At 32.8% G+C, this 21488-nt stretch carries 18 protein-coding genes, 1 pseudogene and 3 other annotated features; all 19 genes and pseudogenes read left to right on the forward strand.

All coding sequences use genetic code 11. The features are described from left to right. On the forward strand, positions 1 to 860 hold an 860-nt coding region (locus tag CDO51_RS11695; RefSeq protein ID WP_240503567.1), incomplete at its 5' end, for a reverse transcriptase domain-containing protein. A 141-nt stretch (positions 861 to 1001) separates the two neighbouring features. Next, complete coding sequence (gene ytxC, locus CDO51_RS11700) at positions 1002 to 1844, forward strand: sporulation protein YtxC (protein WP_089024422.1); 843 nt, start codon at positions 1002 to 1004, stop codon at positions 1842 to 1844. A 108-nt stretch (positions 1845 to 1952) separates the two neighbouring features. Beyond that, positions 1953 to 2993 (forward strand): annotated as a pseudogene (locus CDO51_RS15550) (IS30 family transposase). 134 nt (positions 2994 to 3127) lie between these two features. Next, the gene (locus CDO51_RS11710; RefSeq protein ID WP_089024423.1) at positions 3128 to 3730 is read left to right on the forward strand and encodes a DUF445 domain-containing protein; all 603 of its coding nucleotides are present in this window, start codon (positions 3128 to 3130) and stop codon (positions 3728 to 3730) included. A gap of 46 nt (positions 3731 to 3776) precedes the next feature. Continuing rightward, positions 3777 to 4005, forward strand: a binding site (T-box leader). Between the two features lie 57 nt (positions 4006 to 4062). Next, the gene (gene thrS / locus CDO51_RS11715) at positions 4063 to 5973 is read left to right on the forward strand and encodes a threonine--tRNA ligase (RefSeq protein ID WP_089024424.1); all 1911 of its coding nucleotides are present in this window, start codon (positions 4063 to 4065) and stop codon (positions 5971 to 5973) included. Positions 5974 to 6028: 55 nt separating this feature from the next. Beyond that, positions 6029 to 6187: a sequence feature (ribosomal protein L20 leader region), on the forward strand. A gap of 39 nt (positions 6188 to 6226) precedes the next feature. Next, entirely contained in the window at positions 6227 to 6748 is a 522-nt protein-coding gene (infC, locus tag CDO51_RS11720) for a translation initiation factor IF-3 (RefSeq protein ID WP_089024425.1), read from the forward strand. Positions 6749 to 6791: 43 nt separating this feature from the next. Beyond that, positions 6792 to 6983 (forward strand): 50S ribosomal protein L35, encoded by a 192-nt coding sequence (gene rpmI / locus CDO51_RS11725; protein WP_089024426.1) that lies wholly within the window; start codon positions 6792 to 6794, stop codon positions 6981 to 6983. 42 nt (positions 6984 to 7025) lie between these two features. Continuing rightward, positions 7026 to 7379 carry a 50S ribosomal protein L20 gene (gene rplT / locus CDO51_RS11730; protein WP_089024427.1) on the forward strand — a complete coding sequence of 118 codons (354 nt, stop codon included), beginning with the start codon at positions 7026 to 7028 and terminating at the stop codon, positions 7377 to 7379. Between the two features lie 121 nt (positions 7380 to 7500). Further along, the gene (locus tag CDO51_RS11735; RefSeq protein WP_089024428.1) at positions 7501 to 8841 is read left to right on the forward strand and encodes a TrkH family potassium uptake protein; all 1341 of its coding nucleotides are present in this window, start codon (positions 7501 to 7503) and stop codon (positions 8839 to 8841) included. 31 nt (positions 8842 to 8872) lie between these two features. Continuing rightward, positions 8873 to 9532: a potassium channel family protein gene (locus tag CDO51_RS11740; protein WP_089024429.1), complete on the forward strand. Its 660-nt coding sequence runs from the start codon at positions 8873 to 8875 to the stop codon at positions 9530 to 9532. Positions 9533 to 9547: 15 nt separating this feature from the next. After that, the gene (locus tag CDO51_RS11745; RefSeq protein ID WP_089024430.1) at positions 9548 to 10351 is read left to right on the forward strand and encodes a TrmH family RNA methyltransferase; all 804 of its coding nucleotides are present in this window, start codon (positions 9548 to 9550) and stop codon (positions 10349 to 10351) included. A 73-nt stretch (positions 10352 to 10424) separates the two neighbouring features. Then, positions 10425 to 10541, forward strand: coding sequence for a YqzL family protein (locus CDO51_RS15555; protein ID WP_089024431.1), 117 nt, complete (start codon positions 10425 to 10427; stop codon positions 10539 to 10541). 32 nt (positions 10542 to 10573) lie between these two features. Continuing rightward, positions 10574 to 10788, forward strand: a binding site (T-box leader). A 72-nt stretch (positions 10789 to 10860) separates the two neighbouring features. Next, complete coding sequence (gene pheS, locus CDO51_RS11755; protein ID WP_089024432.1) at positions 10861 to 11886, forward strand: phenylalanine--tRNA ligase subunit alpha; 1026 nt, start codon at positions 10861 to 10863, stop codon at positions 11884 to 11886. Between the two features lie 20 nt (positions 11887 to 11906). Next, a complete protein-coding gene (gene pheT / locus CDO51_RS11760) occupies positions 11907 to 14339 on the forward strand; it encodes a phenylalanine--tRNA ligase subunit beta (RefSeq protein ID WP_089024433.1) in 2433 nt (810 codons plus the stop codon). 214 nt (positions 14340 to 14553) lie between these two features. Beyond that, complete coding sequence (locus CDO51_RS11765) at positions 14554 to 14826, forward strand: cell division protein ZapA (RefSeq protein ID WP_089024434.1); 273 nt, start codon at positions 14554 to 14556, stop codon at positions 14824 to 14826. Between the two features lie 6 nt (positions 14827 to 14832). After that, complete coding sequence (polX, locus tag CDO51_RS11770) at positions 14833 to 16542, forward strand: DNA polymerase/3'-5' exonuclease PolX (RefSeq protein WP_089024435.1); 1710 nt, start codon at positions 14833 to 14835, stop codon at positions 16540 to 16542. Positions 16543 to 16565: 23 nt separating this feature from the next. Beyond that, positions 16566 to 18935: an endonuclease MutS2 gene (locus CDO51_RS11775; protein ID WP_158212452.1), complete on the forward strand. Its 2370-nt coding sequence runs from the start codon at positions 16566 to 16568 to the stop codon at positions 18933 to 18935. 98 nt (positions 18936 to 19033) lie between these two features. After that, a complete protein-coding gene (gene tyrS / locus CDO51_RS11780; protein WP_205842251.1) occupies positions 19034 to 20269 on the forward strand; it encodes a tyrosine--tRNA ligase in 1236 nt (411 codons plus the stop codon). A 94-nt stretch (positions 20270 to 20363) separates the two neighbouring features. Next, positions 20364 to 21173, forward strand: a complete 810-nt coding sequence (gene yunB, locus CDO51_RS11785; RefSeq protein WP_089024438.1) for a sporulation protein YunB — start codon at positions 20364 to 20366, stop codon at positions 21171 to 21173. Positions 21174 to 21488: the final 315 nt, after the last annotated feature.

The raw sequence follows: 21488 nt of genomic DNA on the forward strand, positions 1-21488 counted from the left end.
TAGACCTAGCAAAATATTTTGACACTGTGAACCATGACTTGTTGATAGGTATGGTAAGGGAACAAGTAAAGGATGAAACCATCATACGACTCATACGCAAATTTTTAAAGAGTGGGGCTATGTCAAATGGGCTTTCGAGCCCTTCTACCAAAGGCACTCCACAAGGTGGAAAGCTGTCTCCATTACTCAGTAATATCTACCTCAACAATTTTGATCGACTACTTGAAAAGAGGGGACATAAATTTGTGAGGTACGCAGATGACTGTATCATCTACGTCAAAAGTAAGAGAGCCGCTGAAAGAGTAATGACCAGCTGTACAAAGTACCTTGAGGATAGATTGAAACTTAAGGTAAACCGAGAAAAGAGCAAAACTGGAAGCCCACTAAAACTTAAGTTTCTTGGCTTCTCCCTCTACAAAGCTAAAGGGAAGATTGGAATTAGACCGTACCAGAAGTCCGTAAAACGGTTCAAGGACAGGGTACGGCAGATAACAAGTCGTAAACGTGGTAGGTCGACTCAGAAGATACTTAAAGAGCTTAAAACATTCACCACAGGCTGGTTAGGCTATTTCTCTATCGCAGATATGAAGAATAGAATCACCGCCCTTAACGAATGGATTAGGCGTAGAATTCGAATGTACTTGTGGAAGCAATGGAAGAAAATAAGTGCGAGGTTTAAGAACCTCAAACGACTTGGAATATCCAAAGGGAAAGCTTGGCAATGGGTAAACACTCGGAAAGGATATTGGCGGATAGCCAATAGCTGGATATTATCAAGGTCATTAACAAATGAATACCTCGCATCAATTGGATATGATGACATATCCAAAAGATACGAGGTACTGCACTTAAATCATTGAACCGCCAAGTACCGGACGGTATGCTTGGTGGTGTGAGAGGTCGGTAGATAAATTAATTATCTACCTCCTACTCGATTTTTTATATATTAGAAACGTGGTCATGCTACTTTTCATATACTGATTTTGAAAGGGGAGAGTAGTATGATTACGGAGATCACATTAGTAACAAAGAATTATAAAACACAATTAAATAATTTTGTGAGTTTTTATGCTACTAAGTTTAAACAAGAAATAAATGGATTTTTGATATGGAAACTTCGTAGTTCAGATAGTTATGGCTTTGTTAATAAGCTTGCTAAAAAACTAGCATATTGGTATACAACAGAAATCAAAAGGGTTTTGCTTTACGAGCTGTCAGAACAAAAACATTGGCACTTAAATAAAGAGGATTATGAACAAATTATTGAAAAGACTTTAAATGAAAAATATAAAAAGAACAATGATTTGTTATATTGGGAAGAGAACCGAATCAAAGAACAATTAGAAGAATATCTCTTAGGTAGTCATTACTTAGATATTGAAGGTTTTTTAAGGTTTAGATTAAAATGGTTTATAGAAGTTTTAGATAATCTTTTAGATGAGTTAATTAACGAATATTTAATGAAAAAAGAATATGAAGATTTTTTGTCTGTACTACAATACTTTGTGAAAGACCAACCTTGTAGAGTAGGTAAAGTTCATTTAATATACAGAAAAGAACAATTTGAACTAAAAAATGAACTATGGGAAAGTTTTTCAAGAGAGTATTTAGAAAGTATTGTTAATGAAGAAGAAACTGGTGCTAGAGATGAAGAACTTTTTATGTCCGCTGTAATAGCTTTAACCCCTAAAGAAATTATAATTCATACTGAAGAAAATTCAATAACTACAAAAAAAGAATATGATACAGAATTAGATTTTTTTGAAGCTGTAGAGACTATCTTTTCAGGAAGGGTTAATTACTGTACAAATTGTAAGCTTTGCGAAAGGTATATTAGAAAATGAGTGCTTAATTGTAAAATCAAATTGAACTAAATAAAAACTCCATAGTGGACCCAACTGTAATATAATTAATTCGCCAGAAAAAAACTAATTACAGGAATGGTGCACACTATGGATCACTTTAATGATACACCAACTCCCGCAATAATAAACACCTAAATGATTTCGAGCAAGGAAAAATTGAGTTACTGCATAAACAAGGCTACAGCCCATACGCTATCGGTAAAATTTTAAATAGAGCATCAAACACTATTCGAAATAAACTAAAGGCACAGTAACCTAACTCAAATCAAGGCTCTTAGACTATGTCAAATTTATTATCCAGATACAGCTAAAAGAATATATGAAAAGAACCGAAATAACTGCGGACCTAAATTTAAGTTTTTACAATGTGAAGAATTCATCAATCATGCTACAAATTTGTTTTGGAATCCCAAGTTTTCTTTGGATTCTATTTGTGGGTCTCTCAAAAGACAAAACAAATTCCCTAAAGAAACTATGGTATCAACTAAAACGTTCTATAATTACGTTGATGCAGGTTTACTCAATATTAAAAACATTGATCTACCGCTAAAGACTAGACGCAGGACTAAACTTAAACGAATTAGAAAACATAAAAAGATTTTAGGAACGAGTATTAGCGAACGACCTAAAGAAGTAAATGATCGTTAAGTATTTGGTCACTAGGAAATTGACATCGTGATTGTTAAGAAAACAACTGAACCTGTGTTACTAACTATTACTGAGAGGAAAACTCGCAAAGAAATTATACGTAAGATTCCTGCTAAAACGACTGAAGCTGTACAAGAAACTTTAGCAAACCTGGCTTATGAAATGGGTGATAGTTTTTCAAAAGTCTTCAAGAGCTTTACTGCTGATAATGGTCTAGAGTTTGCAGATCTAGCATCTTTTGAGAAAACTAAACACCAAAGTTTACTTTGCACATCCTTACTCTTCTGGAAAAAGAGGAACTAACGAACGACATACCAGCTTGATTAGACGTTTCATCCCAAAAGGGAAGAGTCTCTCTGATTTTTCATCACAAGCAATTGCTAGAGTTCAAACCTGGTGCAATACCTTACCCAGACGGATCCTTGGCTACTTATCTCCGACGAGGCGTTCTTAGAACAGTGTAGTGTTCTACTGGAGTAACAATTTTTATATTACAGTTGGAAACTAGTTCAATTTAATATTGCAATTTAGCTTAGAAAATGAGTTGTGATTTATGTGTATTACGAGGCATTGAATTGGATATAATATAAAACTATAAGGGGACTGCATATTCTATGTTATCTTCAACTGTTATTTTTATACCGATAATTTCTAGTTTAATTGGTTGGCTTACTAATTTTATAGCAATCAAACTTCTTTTTTGGCCCCATGAAAAAATCAGCTTACCCATATTAGATATCGAAATTCAAGGTTTATTATCACGAAGAAAATCAGAAATTGCACAAAGTATAGGGGGAGTTGTGGCTAAAGAGCTACTCCCCTCAGGAAAATTAATTGAAGAGATTGACGAATATAGGACGATAAATAAGATTCAAAGGTCAGTTGAAAAAGCTATTAAAGAAAAGTTACAAACAAGATTGAGGTATTTACCCGAGTATATTAGAGAGAGAGTTATTGAAAATGTGAGACAGTCAATTGGTCGTAATATAGAAACATCTCTACATAATAACTTTCAAATAATACTTCAAGATTTAACTAGTTATATTGATATCGAAAAACTAATTAAAAAGGAAATTATGAATTTAGATACCCGAGAGGTAGAGAAACTAGTACTTCGAGTTGCGAGAAAAGAGTTTAAGTTTATTGAAACTCTAGGGAGTATACTAGGTTTTGTAGTTGGTCTATTTCAACTTATTTTTCTTTATCTTTTCTATTGACAAGCAGGTAACAAAAGAATATAATTTTCATAACAATCATTACCGATGAAAAGCGATGAAGAGGACAGTATAGTAGTGAATTCTGGAACCAGAGAATATCTGCCATGGCTGGAAGCAGATAACACCGGAGACTACTAGAAGACCACCTCGGAGCTTGAGACTGAAGTAAGTAAGTCGTCAGGCAGCCCTGCCTTATGGGGTAGAGCGAACTATATTCTTTTTTTAAGAATATAGTTAAGTTGGGTGGAACCGCGAGTAAACCTCTCGTCCCGATGTCAAAGACACGGGGTGAGAGGTTATTTTTATTAGCAAAATAAGTGAGGAGGGATAGTATGATTAATATTACTTTAAAAGATGGTTCTGTAAAACAACTATCAAAAAATAGTACTGTGTATGATTTAGCTTTAGAACTTAGTAAGCGTTTAGCGAAGGAAGCGATGGGGGCAAAAGTTGATGGTAAATTAGTTGGGATGGATTATGAGTTAACCGATGACTGTCAAGTTGATATTGTAACTTTTGATGAAGAAGAAGGAAAAGAAGTATATCGTCATACATCAGCTCATGTGTTAGCTCAAGCTGTAAAACGGTTATTTGATGAAGTTAAATTAGGTATAGGACCAGCAATAAAAGATGGCTTTTATTATGATTTAGACTTAAATGAATCACTTTCAGATAATGATTTAGAAAAAATTAAAAAGGAAATTAAAAAGATTATTAAAGAAGATCTTCCTATTGAGAAAAAAGTGTACTCAAGAAGCGAAGCTATTAAAATGTTTGAAGATATGGGTGAAGAATACAAAGTAGAGTTAATTAAAGACTTAGATGAACAAGAAGAAATAACTTGTTATCAACAAGGGGAATTTATTGATCTTTGTCAGGGACCACATTTAACTTCTACTGGTAAAATCAAGGAAACTGCTATTGATTTATTAAAAGTGGCTGGTGCTTATTGGCGTGGCGATGAAAAACGTCCCATGTTACAAAGAATTTATGGAACTTCATTTCTTAAGAAATCTCAATTAGAAGAATACTTACATCGGTTAGAAGAAGCGAAAAAACGCGATCATAGGAAATTAGGAAAAGAGCTAGAATTATTTAGCTTACATGAAGAAGCTCCAGGATTTCCTTTTTATCATAACAACGGTATGATAATCATGAATGAACTTATTGACTTTTGGCGAAAAGAACACCAAAAAGCAGGTTATCAAGAAATTAACACTCCAATTATATTAAACCGTCAATTGTGGGAAAGATCAGGTCACTGGGATCATTATAAAGAGAATATGTACTTTACAGAGATAGATGAAGAAGATTATGCTGTTAAGCCTATGAATTGTCCTGGGGCTATGCTTGTATATAAAAATAATATGTACAGTTATCGTGATTTTCCATTACGTGTTGGTGAACTAGGTAAAGTACATAGACATGAATTATCAGGTGCACTTCATGGTCTTATGAGAGTAAGAAGCTTTACCCAAGATGACGCTCATATTTTTATGTTACCTTCTCAGATTGAACAAGAGATTGAACGAGTTATTAATTTAATTGATAAATTCTACCAAAAATTTGGATTTAATTATTATGTTGAACTTTCAACTAAACCAGAAAAAGCTATGGGACCAGATGAAATTTGGGATAAAGCTACAAATGCACTAGAAACGGTACTTAAAAAACGTGGTATTGATTATATTATTAATGAAGGAGACGGTGCATTTTACGGTCCTAAAATAGACTTTCAGTTAGAAGATGCTATTGGTCGTTCATGGCAATGTGGTACTATTCAGTTAGATTTCTTACTTCCTGAAAGATTTGACCTTACTTATATCGGAGAAGATGGCCAAAAACATAGACCAGTTATGATTCATAGAGTTGTATATGGAGCGTTAGAGAGGTTTTTTGCATTACTAATTGAACACTATGAAGGAAAGTTTCCGCTATGGATTTCTCCAGTACAATCTGTGATTATACCTATAGCAGATAGGCATATTGAGTATGGACAAAAAGTTCAAGAAGAATTTCTAGAAAAAGGAATTAGAGTTAAACTTGATACTAGAAACGAAAAGATTGGGTACAAAATTAGAGATGCTCAAATGAAGAAAACTCCTTATATGTTAATTGTAGGAGATGAAGAGGTTGAAAATGGATCAGTATCTGTGAGAACACGTGAAGATGGTGATTTAGGTTCACGTAATACAACTGATATTGCAGATGAAATTAAACAAAAAATAGATAGAAAAGAATAACAGTGTATGATTGACTTTTGATAAGCTAGATGATATACTACCACTGAACTAAATAGGAAAGAAGTAGAAGCTACTCGCTTCTCACCTTACAACGTATAGTTCGTAAGGTTGCCGTGATAAAATTCTATGACTGTGTCTATTTTTAGACTATGGTTAATAGTGTATAAATTCGGCTAAAAAGAGCGAGTATTGATACTCGCTCTTTTATTATGTTTAATACTATTTATGTATAATTCTCAGGAGGTGAAAAAATATTAGCAAAGAGCTACCTGTAAATGAGCAAATTAGAGCTCGAGAAATTCGAGTTGTTAGTAAGGACGGTAAACAGTTAGGAATTATGCACCCTAAAGAAGCAATGAAAATTGCAGAAGAAGAAGGATTAGATTTAGTAACAGTTGCTCCACAGGCGAAACCGCCAGTGTGTCGTATTATGGATTATGGTAAATTTAAGTACGAACAAAATAAGAAAGAAAAAGAAGCAAAGAAAAAGCAAAAGACAATGAATATAAAAGAAGTTAAGTTAAGACCAAACATTGAAGACAATGATTTTAATACTAAATTAAAAAATGCTACAAAATTCTTGAAAAAAGAAGACAAAGTGAAAGTGACCATTATGTTTAGAGGACGAGAAATTACTCATCCACAAATAGGTCGAGAGCTTTGTGAAAAGTTAGCAAATGAAGTGAAAGATATTGCAGTAGTTGAGAAAAAACCTAGTGTTGAGGGGAAAAATATGATTATGGTATTAGCCCCAAGACAAGAAAAAGACCAATAATATATTTCTAAATACGCTAACATACGGAAGGGAGGATAAAATCATGCCTAAGATGAAAACTCATAAAGGTGCAGCTAAACGCTTCAAGAAAACGGGTAAAGGTCGAGTTAAAAGAAATAAAGCTTTTACAAGTCATATTCTTACTAAAAAGAGCCCTAAAAGGAAGCGTAACTTAAGGAAAGCGACTGTTATGAGAAAGGCTGATGAAAAACGTATCGAAAAGCTTCTTCCATAATAACAGTTATAAATATAGTCATTAAAAAGGAGGTAGAAGAAAATGCCAAGAGTAAAAACTGGAACTACTAGACGTCGACGTCATAATGATGTTTTGAAGCTTGCTAAAGGCTATCGTGGTTCTAAAAGCCGTTTATTTAAAATTGCAAATCAGCAGGTTATGAAATCTTTTAACTATGCTTATAGAGATAGAAGAACTAGAAAAAGAGATTTTAGAAAGCTTTGGATTGCAAGAATTAACGCTGCTTGTAGACAAAGAGGGCTTTCATACAATAAATTTATCAATGGATTGAAAAAAGCTGAAGTTGAAGTTAATAGAAAAATGTTAGCTGATATGGCAATTAATAATGAACAAGCTTTTGATCAATTAGTAGAAACTGCAAAAAAACACGTATAAGATAAATCATTAAGGAACTCTTCAGAAAGGGTTCCTTATTTTTCTTAGTGCTATAATATTGATTTTAAAGTTTAAAATATGGTTGAAATTCTAATAATAATTACAGTGGGGTGATATAGTAATGGTAGTAAGAGACAAGACAACATTCAACCCAGCTAAAATATTAGTACTAGGATTTTTATCTTTAATCTTAATAGGAACAATATTATTAAGTTTACCTATAGCTGTTAATGGTGATAGAGTACCATTATTAGATGCAATATTCACTGCTACATCAGCAGTTTGTGTTACAGGATTAGTAGTTGTCGATACAGGTACTACCTTTACAATGTTTGGCCAGACAGTAATCATGGTTTTAATTCAGATGGGTGGTTTGGGCTTTATGACAGTTGCCACTTTGATTTTTATGGCACTAGGTCGTAAGATAACCTTGAAAGAAAGAATTGTAATTCAACAACAATTTAATCAATTTGACCTACAAGGTCTTGTTCGTCTTGTTAAATACATAATATTTCTAACTTTGATTGTTGAAGGAATAGCTGCAATAATATTAGGTTTTAGATTTACTCAACTTCTAGATTTAGATTATGCAACTGGTATGTTTTATGGTTTATTTCACTCAATAAGTGCATTTAGTAATGCTGGGTTTGATATTATCGGAGAGTATAGAAGTTTAACCCCTTTTGTTGAAGATCCAATAATATCTATTATAATTCCTTTATTATTTATTTTTGGGGGTCTTGGATTTACTGTATTAGTAGACCTTAAGCGTTCAAGAAATCTAAAACGGCTTAGCTTTCACTCTAAAGTAAGTTTACTTATAACAAGTATTCTACTTGTTATTGGATTTTTTGTAGTACTTATTTTAGAATGGAATAATCCAGAAACTCTTGGAGCGGTCGATAGTGGATCTAAAATTTGGAGTGCTTTTTTTACCGGTGCAACACCAAGGACTGCAGGGTATAATGTACTACCGACTGATGAGTTAACTAATCCCACTACTTTATTTTTAATGGTATTAATGTTCATAGGTGCGTCACCTGCTTCAACTGGTGGTGGAATAAAGACCACCACATTTGGTACATTACTGTTAACAGTAAATGCTGTTATCCGTGGTACTCATGATGTTAATTTCTTAGAGCGTAGAATACCGTATAGTTTAATTAATAAAGCTTTGGCTATTATCTTTATTTCACTAGTCCTTGTGTTTATTGTAGCTACACTTTTAATGATTACAGAAAATGCGACTTTTGAAGAAACTCTTTTTGAAACAATATCTGCTTTTGGAACAGTAGGATTGTCTAAAGGAATAACACCTAATTTGACACCAGTTGGAAAAGCTATAGTTATTGTGACAATGTTTATAGGTAGACTTGGACCATTAACTCTCGCTTTTGCTTTTGCAAGAGGTAAAGAAAAAACTGGTGTTAGATATCCTGAAGAACGCTTATTAATTGGCTAATGTTAGTTATTGAAAGCAAGGAGGAAATAGTATGAAGAAAAAACAATTCGCAGTTGTTGGACTTGGTAGATTTGGTTCAAGTGTGGCTTACACATTAACTAATATGGGTTATGATGTTTTAGTTGTTGATAAATCAGAAAATAAAGTACAGGATGCTTCTAAAGAAGTTACTCATGCAATCCAAGCAGATGCGACCGTTGAAAAAAACCTTATTTCAATTGGACTTAGAAACTTTGATGTAGTAATCATTTCCATTGGAGAAAACATTCAAGCGAGTATTATGGCTACTTTAATAGCAAAAGAGCTCGGTGTAGGGTATGTTGTAGTAAAAGCACAAAATAAAATGCATGGAAAAGTATTAGAACGAATAGGTGCTGATAGAGTTATTTATCCAGAGTGGGATATGGGTGCACGTGTTGCTCATAATTTAGCGACAACAAATATTTTAGACTATATTGAACTTGCTCCAGATTATTCTATAGCAGAAGTTACTGTTCCTAAAAAAATGGCTGGTAAAACCCTACGTGATCTAGATTTGAGAGCTAGGTATGGAGTGACTGTTTTAGCTGTAAAAAGAGAAGATGATGTAAATATCTCACCGAAGCCAACTGATAAGTTTAGAGAAAAGGATGTATTAATAGTTGTTGGAAAGCATGATAATATTAACCAAATAGAAGAGTTTACTAGCTGAACTGGTGGTGAAGTGATGATTACAGGAGAGAATAATTATTATATTAAAACTTATCGTAAGTTAAGACAAAAAAAGTGGAGACACCAACAGCAATTAGTTCCTTTAGAAGGTGTTAAACTGATAGAAGATGCGTTTTTAAATAACGTAGAATTTGAATTCATATTGTACTCATATAAAAATACAAATGAAACTCAAAAAAAATTAATAAATGAGTTGTGTCAAAGTGGAGTTCGTTGTTATGAAATAGATCCACAGTTACTTAAAAAAATTGCTTTTACTGAAACTCCCCAAGGACTTTTAGGCTCTTGTAAGTTTAAAGGAGATAGTCTATCGAAAATCATGCAATCATCAAAAAATTTATTGGTACTATATAATGTTCAAGACCCAGGAAATGCTGGAACTTTAATTAGAAGTGCTGATGCTTTTGGATTTGATGGTGTGATAAATATTAAAGGAAGTGTTGACCCAACGAATGATAAAGTTGTCAGAAGTAGTATGGGAGCTTTATTTCATATACCGATTGCCCTTAATATTAATTTGGAAGAGTTTCAAAATTATCTATCACAATTTTCTTTTAGGGTGCTTTTTGGAGAAGTATATGGAGAATATACCTTGGATCAATTAGAGCTTGATGATAACCCAATTGTTCTTGTTATTGGGAATGAATCAAATGGGTTAGACGGATTCGACATAGTAGATGATTTAAAGAAAGTATCCTTTCCCACTAAAATACAAATGTACGGAAATAGTGAATCTTTAAACGCTTCAGTAGCTGGATCAGTTATGATGTACGAAGTTGCAAAAAAGCGATTTTATTAGGTGTTCAACTTGTTTTACCCTATTCTATGTGATATAATTTACATAAATTCACTGAAAGGGTGGGGTCCCTTTTATGGTTGATAAAAATTTTTTTTGGAAAGTATTCGAACTTACGGGATCCATTACAGCCTATTTAATCTATCGCGATCTACAACAAAACTCTCAAGAAGATTCACTTGTTAATCAATAGTAGCAGTGTGTAATATAAGACGTAAAAATATTAAAAAAGCTATGAAGGGGCAAGTAGGTTGAAATCTGGCTTTTCAGGGAGAGGTAGTCATAGACTGGAAGCTACCTTAAGTCAATTCAACTGAAGTTCTCCCCGGAGCTGTCCGGCTGAACCATTAGTAGGCCGGACCGGGTGACCGTTATCTTTATTTAAGTGGGTATTATTCCAATCTGGGTGGTACCGCGGAAGTTAAGCTTTCGTCCCTATTGTGGCGAAAGCTTTTTATATTATGGTATAACTTTGAAGTTAGATATTATGAAGCTAATAAGGAGGTTTTTTGATGCGAGACGAATTGAATCAGTTAAAAAAAGAAGCATTACAAGAGCTTGAAATTACAGACCAACTTAATGTACTAAAAGAAGTTAAAGTTAAGTACTTGGGTAAAAAAGGTGCATTAACAAAAATATTACGAGGTATGGGTCGACTTTCAGAGGATGAACGTCCGATCATTGGAAAGCTTGCAAATGAAATACGAGATGAACTAGAAAAGGCTTTTGAAGATAGGGAAAGTAAGTTAAAAGATTTAGAACTTCAAAAACGGTGGGAAAAAGAGAAGATAGATATAACTTTACCTGGTCGACATGTTGAAAGAGGAGCAATACATCCTTTAAAAAAGGTGTTAGATGAAGTCCATGAAATATTTTTAGGTATGGGCTATGATATTGCTGAAGGTCCGGAAATTGAAACTGATCATTTTAATTTTGAAGCTTTAAATATACCAAAGGATCATCCGGCTAGAGAGATGCAAGACTCATTATATATCACAGATGAGATTTTATTAAGGACTCATACTTCACCAGTCCAAGCAAGAACTATGCAAAAATTAGTTCCTGAAAAACCAATTAGAATTATTTGTTCTGGAAAAGTATATAGAAAAGATGATGACGCAACTCATTCTCCTATGTTTCACCAGATAGAAGGACTGGTAGTTGATGAAAAAATAACACTTGGTGATTTAAAAGGTACATTATTAACTTTCGCAAGACAAATGTTCGGTGAAAATGTAGATATTCGTCTTCGTCCAAGCTATTTTCCTTTTACTGAACCGAGCGCAGAAGTAGATATTTCATGTGTTATTTGTGAAGGTCATGGATGTCGTGTTTGTTCAAAGACTGGTTGGTTAGAAATTCTTGGTGCTGGCATGGTTCACCCAAATGTCTTTCTGAAATCGGGATATGACCCTGATAAAGTAACAGGTTTTGCTTTTGGAATGGGAGTTGAAAGAATCGCTATGCTTAAGTATGGGGTAGATGATTTAAGAATCTTTTTTGATAACGATAAACGTATGCTTGAACAATTTAAATAAGGTAAAGGAGGATTATTTATATGAAAGTATCTTATAATTGGCTAAAAGAATACTTAGATTTTAATATATCTGCACAAGAATTAGCTGATTACTTAACTAATAGTGGTATAGAAGTAGAAGGAATTCATTCAATGCACCCGGGATTTGAAAATGTTGTAGTTGGTAAAGTTTTAGAAGTGAATAAACATCCTCAAGCTGACAAGCTAAGTGTAACCAAAGTTAACGTTGATAAAACACAAGAGCCAATGTCGATTGTTTGTGGAGCACCGAATGTAAAAAAAGGACAGAAAGTACCTGTTGCCAAGGTAGGAGGCAAATTACCTGATGGCATGAAAATCAAAAAGGCAAAGCTTAGAGGAGAAAAATCCTTTGGTATGATTTGTTCCTGTGAAGAGCTAGGTTTATTAGCACCTGAAAAAGAAGAAGGAATAATGGTTTTAGCTGAGAATGCGCCTGTCGGAGAACCGTTAGAATCTTACTTGGGATTAGATGACGAAGTTTTAGAATTTGATCTCACTCCAAACCGTGCTGATTGTCTTGGAATGCTAGGAGTAGCTCGTGAAGTTGCTGCTGTATTAGATATACCAATTAACGTACCTAAAGTAACAGATTTTTCACAGAATAAAACATTAGATAATGTAAACATAAATATACAAGATAGTGATTTATGTGAAAGATATGTTGGAATGTTAATTGAAAATGTAAATATAGGTATATCACCTATGTGGTTACAGCAACGACTTCGTACTTATGGAATTAGACCTATAAACAATCTAGTAGATATTACTAATTATGTAATGCTAGAGTATGGCCAGCCTCTTCATGCTTTTGATTATGATCTTGTATCAGGTGATGAGATAATTGTAAGACGAGCAAAAGATGAAGAGGAGATTGTTACATTAAATGAAAAAACTAGAAAACTTACCTCAAATGATCTAGTTATTGCTGATAAGGAAAAAGCTATAGCAGTTGCAGGTGTAATGGGTGGTTATGCTACCGAAGTATCAGAAAAGAGTAACCGAATTTTACTAGAATCAGCTGCATTTAATAATATTAGTGTTCGACGCACAGCTAATCGTTTAAACTTAAGGTCAGACGCGTCTTTAAGGTTTGAAAAAGGAGTCGATCCTAACAATACTCTAAATGCAGCTTTTAGAGCTGTAGAATTGATTGAACAACTTGGTGTTGGAACAGTAGTAGTTGGAGCTTTTGATGAGTACCCTAAAAAGCGAGAACAAGTTAGCATTGAACTTAGAGTTGAAAGAGTTAGACAATTAACAGGTATTGATATTTCAAAAGAAGAGATCAGAGACCTTTTTAGAAGATTACAATTTGATATCACAGATGAAAAAGAAGACTCTTTGAATGTAACTGTTCCTACTAGAAGAAATGATATTACTTTAGAAGTCGATCTAATAGAAGAAATAGCACGTTTATATGGGTATGATAAGATACCTACAACTATGCCTAAAGGAAGAATTACGCAAGGAAGGAAAACACATAGACAACAAGTTGAAGATACTGTTAGAGAAACCATGTTATCTTCAGGATTATCTGAGATAATTTCTTATACTTTTATTTCACCTGAAGATTACAATAAATTAAACTTCAGTGATGAAAGTTCAGCTAGAAAATCGGTACCTATAGCTAATCCATTAACAAAAGAACAAAGTATTATGAGAACTACATTATTACCATCAATTATGAAGATTTTATCTCATAACTTCAAGCATGGAGAAAAAGATCACCATATTTTTGAAATTGGAAAAATTTATTTACCTGAAAAACTACCTTTAGATAGTTTGCCAAATGAACGTAATACATTAATTTTTGGTGGTATGGGAGCAATTAAATCAAAAAGCTGGTTAGAACAACCACAAAAAATTGATTTCTTCTACGTTAAAGGCATGTTTGAATTACTTTTAGAGCGTTTGAATATAGGTTTTTCTGATGTTTCTTTTAAACCTGAAAAACATCCTTCATTTCATCCAACAAGGACTGCAGGTGTTTATTTAGATGAGAGAAAAATTGGTATAATGGGTGAAATGCACCCAGCAGTTGTTAAGGAAAACTATGATATCGATACTCAAGTAGTATTAGCTGAAATAGATTTAGAATCTATCTATTCTAAAGCTAGCTTGGTGGAGAAGTTCACATCATTACCTAAATACCCAGCTGTTTTGAGGGATATAGCACTGCTGGTTCCAAGTGAAATCCCAGAAGAACAAGTTTCTCAGGTGATAATTAATGTTGGTGAAGATTTAATAGAGGATATAAATTTATTTGATTTATATCAAGGAGAAAGAATTCCTGAAAACATGAAGAGTTTAGCTTACTCTATTAAGTTTAGAGATCCAAACACAACCCTAACTGATGACAGAGTAGATAAAGTTTATGAACAGATTGAAGAAGCATTAAAAAGTGAGATAGGTGCTGAAATACGAAAGGCATAAAGAACAATTAAGGCGTCCTAAAAGGACGCCTATTCTTTAATGTTATTGTGAAGGATTTTCCTTTATAAAAAGAGAAATTAATACTATAAAATAAGAATCTAGCAAGTAAATCCAATTTTATTATAAATTGATATGTAAAACTTAGAACAAGGGAGGTGACAGCCTGAATGTCTAAAGTCTGTAAAGAGTTACAGATTTTAGCTCAGGTGTAAATATGGAATCAGACAAAAAACATCGTACTGAAGTAAAAATTTTTGGAGAACATTATACATTAAAAAGCTCAAAGGAACCAGAATATATGCAAAAAGTTGCGGTTACAGTTGATGAGACAATGAATCATATCGCAGAAAATAAGCCACGGTTAAGTTTACATCAAATAGCGGTCCTAGCAGCAGTTAATTTAGCCGATGAATATTTGAAGTTAGAAGAAGAATATTACAATTTAATGGAGCTTGTAGATGAAGAAATAGATTCTAAAAAAGGGTGATAAACTATGACGAATTTAGAAATTTCTCTTGTTTTAAAAGAAATTTCAGAGTTAATGGAACTTAAAGGTGAAAATTATTATAAATTCCGTGCATATAGACAGGGAGCTCGCCAGATTGAGAAACTTTCTGAAGAAATAACAAGACTAGTACAGGAAAATCGAATGCGTCAAGTCCCTAGAATAGGTGAGGGGATTGCTAAAACTGTTGAAGAAGTTGTGCGAACGGGTAGATCTACTTTACTAGAAGAATTAAGAAGTGAAGTTCCTACAGGACTTAGGCGAATTTTAGGTATACCAGGGATAGGAGTTAAGTCATCTCATAAACTTTTTGAGGAACTTAAGATATCTACAGTCAAGGAATTGAAAAAAGCATGTGAAGAAGGAAAAATAAAAGATCATCCAGGTTTTGGTGAAAAATTTCAACAAAAGGTATTAGAGGGTATATCAAAGCTAGAAAATGCTGAAAAAACAACCCTATTAGGTATAGCTTTACCAATGAGTGAAAGTATAGTTAAAAAAATCCTAAGCTTTTCTGAAGTTACAAATGCAGAAATAACTGGAAGTGTTAGAAGACGTATGGAAGTTGTAGAGGATATCGATATATTAGTGGAAACAACTGAGCCAGAAAAGGTAAAAGAACATATTACAGAACTACCTGCTGTATACCAAGTGTTAGATGAAAAGGACCATGTTCTAAGTGTATTAAATACAGTTGGAATTAAGGTTGAGTTTTACTTTACTACCCCAAAGATATTTCATTATAATTTGTTAATTTCAACAGGAAATGAACAACATATAAATAGACTCATGAGTGTAGCCAGTAAACAAGGTGTTAAATTAGAAAGGGATGGTCTTTATAAGAACAATAAACTGATTGATATTTACTCAGAACAAGAAGTGTATGATAAAATAAATTTACCATATATAGCCCCTGAGCTAAGAGAAGGTAGGGGAGAAATAGAAGGTGCAATGGAAAAAAACCTTCCGAATGTTGTCAAAAAAAGTGAAATCAAGGGTGATTTACATATACACACTAACTGGAGTGACGGTGCTTCTAGTCTGGAGGATATGATTGATATAGCTAAACAATATGAATATCAATATATCGCAATCACTGATCATTCACAATCATTAAAGATTGCAAGTGGGCTCTCAAAAGAGCAACTAGAAAAACAGATAGAAAAAATAAATGTCTTGAATGAAAAGAATTCAGGTATTAGAATTTTATCAGGTGTCGAAGTCGATATTTTAAGAGATGGAACCTTAGACTTTCATAATCATATTTTAGAGCAACTAGATTTTGTTATAGCTTCTATTCATCAGGGTTTTCAAGATTCAGGTGTAATTATAACAAAACGTATATGTCAAGCGATGGAGAACCCTTATGTAAAAGCAATTGCTCATCCCACTGGTAGAATTATTGGTAAAAGAAAAGAGTTTAATCTCGATTTTAAAAAAATCTTTCAAAAAGCTAATGAAACTAATACAGCTATTGAAATAAATTCTTCTATTGATAGACTTGATCTATCAGAAAGATATCTTTCAAGTGCTAAAGAATATGATGTGAAATTTCTAATTAATACTGATGCTCATAGTGTTGTAGCTCTTAGAGATATTAATTATGGTTTATATGTAGCCCGTAGAGCTTGGTTGACGCCCGAACAGATTATTAATACTTATGATTTAAATGATTTTATGACATGGCTGTCAGACTAGAATGTTATCAGGGAGGAATAAACGTGGCTTTTAAAAAATCTGAAAAAACTTTAGAACTTAATAAAGTAATTGACATGCTTAAGGAAGAAACTATGTCTGATATGACAAAAGAAATCTGTGAGACTTTAAAACCAAGTACTAATTATAGTGAAGTGAGTACATGGTTAAAAGAAACTACTGAAGCTAGAAACTTGTTAGCAGAAAAGGAACTGTTTCTTCGAGGATTAAAAGACATAAGAAAACAATTACAATTTGCCACCAAAGATGGGGTTTTGCAGGGAAATGAATTATTTGATATCAAAAGTGTAATATCAACTTCTGAGAGAGTAAAAAAGTTATTTGATGAGTATGATGAAAATTATCCTATAATTTTTGATCTAATTAACAAATTACCTAACCTAACTAGGTTACGTAAAGAGCTTGAATCGAAAATTGATGAAGATGGTGAAGTGAAAGATTCAGCAAGTAGTAATTTAAAAAATATAAGAATGAGAGTAAAGAATTTAAGATCACAAGTAAAATCATCATTAAACAAAACATTAAATTCTAGTGAAAAGTACTTGCAAGAAAAGCTAGTAACCATGAGAAATGATAGGTATGTGTTACCTATTAAAGCAGAGTATCAGAATATGATTCCTGGAATAATTCATGATCAATCAGCTAGCGGAATGACAGTATACATTGAACCAAGAGATGTAGTAGAAAAGAATAATCAACTTAATCAGGCAAAGCGTGAAGAATATAAGGAAATACAAAAAATATTAAAAGAATTAAGTGAGCAGATTAAAGAACATTATGATCCACTACAAAACACATTACAAATTTTAGTTGAATTAGATTTCATACTGTCAAAAGGCGCTTTATCACGTAAACTTAACGCAAGAGAACCTGAATTAAATTATGAAAAGCGGATAAATATTTTCAAAGCGCGCCATCCTCTATTAGGAGAAGAAGCAGTGCCAATAGATGTAAAACTAGGAGATGACTTTAATACATTAGTGATTACCGGACCAAATACGGGAGGAAAAACTGTTACATTAAAGATGGTTGGATTATTTACACTAATGACTCAATTGGGGCTACATTTACCAGCTGGTCGTGGTACTGAAATGGGGATTTTTGAGAAAGTTTTTGCTGATATTGGAGATGAACAAGATATTGAGCAATCTTTAAGTACTTTTAGTTCTCATATGTCTAATATTGTTGAAATTGTAAATAATGTTGATGAAAAATCTCTAATATTACTTGATGAATTGGGAGCGGGTACTGATCCTACTGAAGGATCAGCATTAGCTATGTCATTATTAGAATACTTTCATAATAAAGGGTGTCGAAGCATAGCTACTACACACTATACACAATTAAAGAACTTTGCTCATGCTAGAGATGGAGTGGAAAATGCTTCAGTTGAGTTTGATGATATAACACTTAAACCAACTTATAAATTGTTGATTGGAGTACCTGGGAAAAGTAATGCTTTCGTAATTTCATCAAGATTGGGTTTAAGTGATGATATTATCTCAAATGCTAAAAGTTTTTTAGCTGATGAGGAAATAGAAGTTGAAGATTTAATTTCTTCACTTACTGAAAAAGAAAAATCTACTCAATTACTAAAAGATGAGTTAGAACGAGAAAAAGCTAAAGTGGAAAGAATGAAATCCGAACTAGAAAAAGCAAAGCAAGATATGGAGAATAAAAGAGACGAAGTGTTAAATAAAGCAAGAGAACAAGCTGAAGATATAATTACTGATGCTAGAAGAGATGTAGAAGAAACGCTAAAAGAAGCTAGAAAACTTGCAGAGAAAAATTCACAAAAAGAGATGGCAGAAGTGAGTGGTAATGTAAGAAAACGATTATCAGAAAAGCAAGAACATCTGCAAGAAAGTATGAAATCAGATGAAAACAAGGAACCACTATCACCTGCTGAATTACGCCAAGGAATGGATGTTTATGTTTCAAATTTAGATAAAGAAGGTATTATACAAAAGATTAATAAAGATAAAAAAGAGGCTGAAGTACAGGTAGGGATCATGAAAGTAAGTGTGGCTTTCTCTAATTTATATCTTGTAGAAGACAAAGAAAATTCAAATGGTAGTGAAATAGAAAAGCATAAACGAAAGAGTGTACTTACTGATAAAAAAGCAAATATATCTACTGAATTAGATATTAGGGGAGAACGAGTGGATGATGCAATAGCTAAAGTTGATAAGTTTTTAGATGATGCTATTGTTACAAATTTAACTCAAATTCGCATTATACATGGGAAAGGTACAGGTAACTTAAGAAAAGGAATTCAATTTCATTTAGAAGGACACCCACATGTTAACGAATATCGAATAGGTTCAAGAAATGAGGGTGGTGAAGGAGTAACTGTTGTTAAGTTAAATCTTTAAATAATATTAGTGTTAAAAGTTTTGCTAAAATTATATTAGTGTGATAAAATCACTAATAAATTTGACAATATAAAATAATTATGCTAGGAGGATCTGAAGTGAACCTTCAAAACAATAGTTTAGAACGCCAATTAGAAATATTTTGCCACGGAATTGAAGAAATAATTTCTAAAGATGAATTGCGAGACAAGTTAAAAAGCTCTATCGAAAATGATAGACCTCTTAAGTTAAAGTTAGGTCTTGACCCTTCAGCGCCAGATATTCATTTAGGGCATACTGTTGTTTTAAGAAAATTAAAACAACTACAAGAGTTAGGTCACCATGTAACTATTATTATTGGTGATTTTACTGGGAAAATTGGAGATCCAACAGGAAGAAGTGAAACAAGAAAACAGTTAACAGATGAAGAAATTCTTGAAAATGCAGAAACTTATAAGAATCAGATCTTTAAAATATTGTATCCAGAACAGACTAAAGTATGTTTTAATTCTGAATGGTTATCAAAACTAGATTTTGTGGACATTATTGATTTATCATCAAAATTAACAGTTGCACGGATGTTAGAAAGAGAAGATTTTAGTTGGCGCTATAAAAATAATTATTCTATTAGTTTACATGAGTTCTTTTATCCAATTATGCAGGGTTATGATTCAGTAGTGTTAGATTCAGATGTTGAGTTTGGAGCAACTGAACAAAGATTTAATTTATTAATGGGAAGGCAGTTACAAAAAGAAAAGGGTAAATCTCCTCAAGTTGCTTTAATGATGCCAATATTAGTTGGTCTTGACGGCGAAAAGAAGATGAGTAAAAGTTTAGGTAATTACATAGGTATAGAAGAAAAACCATATGATATGTATGGAAAAACAATGTCACTTCCTGATGAGTTAATTGTAGAATATTACACATTAGTCACAGACTTGTTACCAGAAGAAGTCGAAAAAATAAAGAATGATTTAGAAAGTGGTAAAAACCCAAGAGATATTAAGATGGGACTAGCTAGAGAAATTGTATCATTATATCATGGTGATGAAGCAGCTAAAAAAGCTGAGGGAGAATTTCTACGCGTATTTCAAAAACAAGAAATTCCAGAGGATATTCCAGAAATAGCTATTAGTGACTTTAAGGATGAATTAGATGATGAAGGTTGTATAAAAATTGTGAGACTTTTAAAGATTTGTGAACTAGTTAGTAGTAATAGTGATGGAAAAAGGATGGTTAAACAAGGGGCTGTGAAAGTAGATGGTGAAAAAATACAGGACATAAATGAAAATATTAAAGTAGCCACAGGGTTAATAATACAAGTTGGTAAGAGAAAATTTGCCAAATTATCGTAGTCTTAAAAGTAACTCCACTTTATGTGGGGTTATTTTTTTTATCACATAAAATAACTAAATCTCATATCTTAAAATATAGAAAGGAGGGCATACCATGTTTAAAAAGCCCTTATCAAAAAGAATGAGAGGTTTTGTGCCTTTAATTATAATTACTATAGTTATATTCATATTAATACAGTTTTTCTTATTTATCGAGAATAGTTTACGTCCTACTTTTTTAGCTATAGCTGAGGCGAGAGCAAAGATAATTGCTTTTGATGCCATAAATGAGGCAATTAATGAGAGAGTTGCTCAAAATATTATGTATGAAGATCTAATAATTGTTGATAAAGATTCACAAGGGAGTATAACTATGGCTCAAACAAACACAATGGAGGTTAACCGTGTTCAAGCAGAAACAGTTAAACGAGTTCAAAACACATTAAGAGATATCGAAGGAGAAAAAATCAACATACCTTTAGGTCAAGTGTTAGGTAGTCAAATCCTTGCTACTTACGGACCGAAGATACCTGTAACATTAGTGCCAATTGGTACTGTTCATGTAGATGTAAGTCATTCATTCAAAGAAGCAGGAATAAACCAAACAAGACATAAAATATATCTAGACGTTTTTGCAGATGTACAAATAATCATCCCCTTTGTATCTACTAGTAGAGAAGTTAAAACCGCAGTACCAGTAGCAGATACGATTTATATGGGTGATGTGCCAGATACTGTTGTTAACTTACCTTTACCAACAAGAGATGGAGCCCAGGGTTCTGAAAACATACAAAGTAATAATCAGAGTAATACTAATACCCAAAATGACTTTTTTGGGAACCAAGAATCACAGAATAACTCTTTTATTGAAGGAAATGAATCTAACCAAGAAAATATTAGATCAATACCTTATTTCAATAGATAATATATTTTTCTTGACTTACACTTGTAAGCATGATAAGATAATTTATGTCGCTTTGAGAGAGCGATACTGAAAAGTCAAGAAAATGTAAGTGAAAATAAGCGAAAGATATTAAAAGAAATTGAAATTACTTCTTGACTCACAACTAAAATCATGTTATTATATCATTCCTGCTTGAGAGAGCAGTTAAATTGTTCTTTGAAAACTGAACAGGATGCAAGCGTTAAGTTTTGAATAAATAAGCCAGATCGGCTTTTCTAATTAAATTTAATTAGGAGGGTTTGATCCTGGCTCAGGACGAACGCTGGCGGCGTGCTT

The sequence above is a fragment of the Natranaerobius trueperi genome (assembly GCF_002216005.1).
Classification (GTDB): Bacteria; Bacillota; Natranaerobiia; order Natranaerobiales; family Natranaerobiaceae; genus Natranaerobius_A; species Natranaerobius_A trueperi.

What these genes read in the sequence shown, in the direction of transcription:
- CDO51_RS15555 (WP_089024431.1), top strand. Translation starts at nt 10,425, where the DNA reads ATGGTTGATAAAAATTTTTTTTGGAAAGTATTCGAACTTACGGGATCC.
- pheT (WP_089024433.1), top strand. Translation starts at nt 11,907, where the DNA reads ATGAAAGTATCTTATAATTGGCTAAAAGAATACTTAGATTTTAATATA.
- yunB (WP_089024438.1), top strand. Translation starts at nt 20,364, where the DNA reads ATGTTTAAAAAGCCCTTATCAAAAAGAATGAGAGGTTTTGTGCCTTTA.
- CDO51_RS11765 (WP_089024434.1), top strand. Translation starts at nt 14,554, where the DNA reads ATGGAATCAGACAAAAAACATCGTACTGAAGTAAAAATTTTTGGAGAA.
- CDO51_RS11735 (WP_089024428.1), top strand. Translation starts at nt 7,501, where the DNA reads ATGGTAGTAAGAGACAAGACAACATTCAACCCAGCTAAAATATTAGTA.
- rpmI (WP_089024426.1), top strand. Translation starts at nt 6,792, where the DNA reads ATGCCTAAGATGAAAACTCATAAAGGTGCAGCTAAACGCTTCAAGAAA.
- CDO51_RS11745 (WP_089024430.1), top strand. Translation starts at nt 9,548, where the DNA reads ATGATTACAGGAGAGAATAATTATTATATTAAAACTTATCGTAAGTTA.
- CDO51_RS11710 (WP_089024423.1), top strand. Translation starts at nt 3,128, where the DNA reads ATGTTATCTTCAACTGTTATTTTTATACCGATAATTTCTAGTTTAATT.
- CDO51_RS11740 (WP_089024429.1), top strand. Translation starts at nt 8,873, where the DNA reads ATGAAGAAAAAACAATTCGCAGTTGTTGGACTTGGTAGATTTGGTTCA.
- thrS (WP_089024424.1), top strand. Translation starts at nt 4,063, where the DNA reads ATGATTAATATTACTTTAAAAGATGGTTCTGTAAAACAACTATCAAAA.
- polX (WP_089024435.1), top strand. Translation starts at nt 14,833, where the DNA reads ATGACGAATTTAGAAATTTCTCTTGTTTTAAAAGAAATTTCAGAGTTA.
- pheS (WP_089024432.1), top strand. Translation starts at nt 10,861, where the DNA reads ATGCGAGACGAATTGAATCAGTTAAAAAAAGAAGCATTACAAGAGCTT.
- rplT (WP_089024427.1), top strand. Translation starts at nt 7,026, where the DNA reads ATGCCAAGAGTAAAAACTGGAACTACTAGACGTCGACGTCATAATGAT.
- ytxC (WP_089024422.1), top strand. Translation starts at nt 1,002, where the DNA reads ATGATTACGGAGATCACATTAGTAACAAAGAATTATAAAACACAATTA.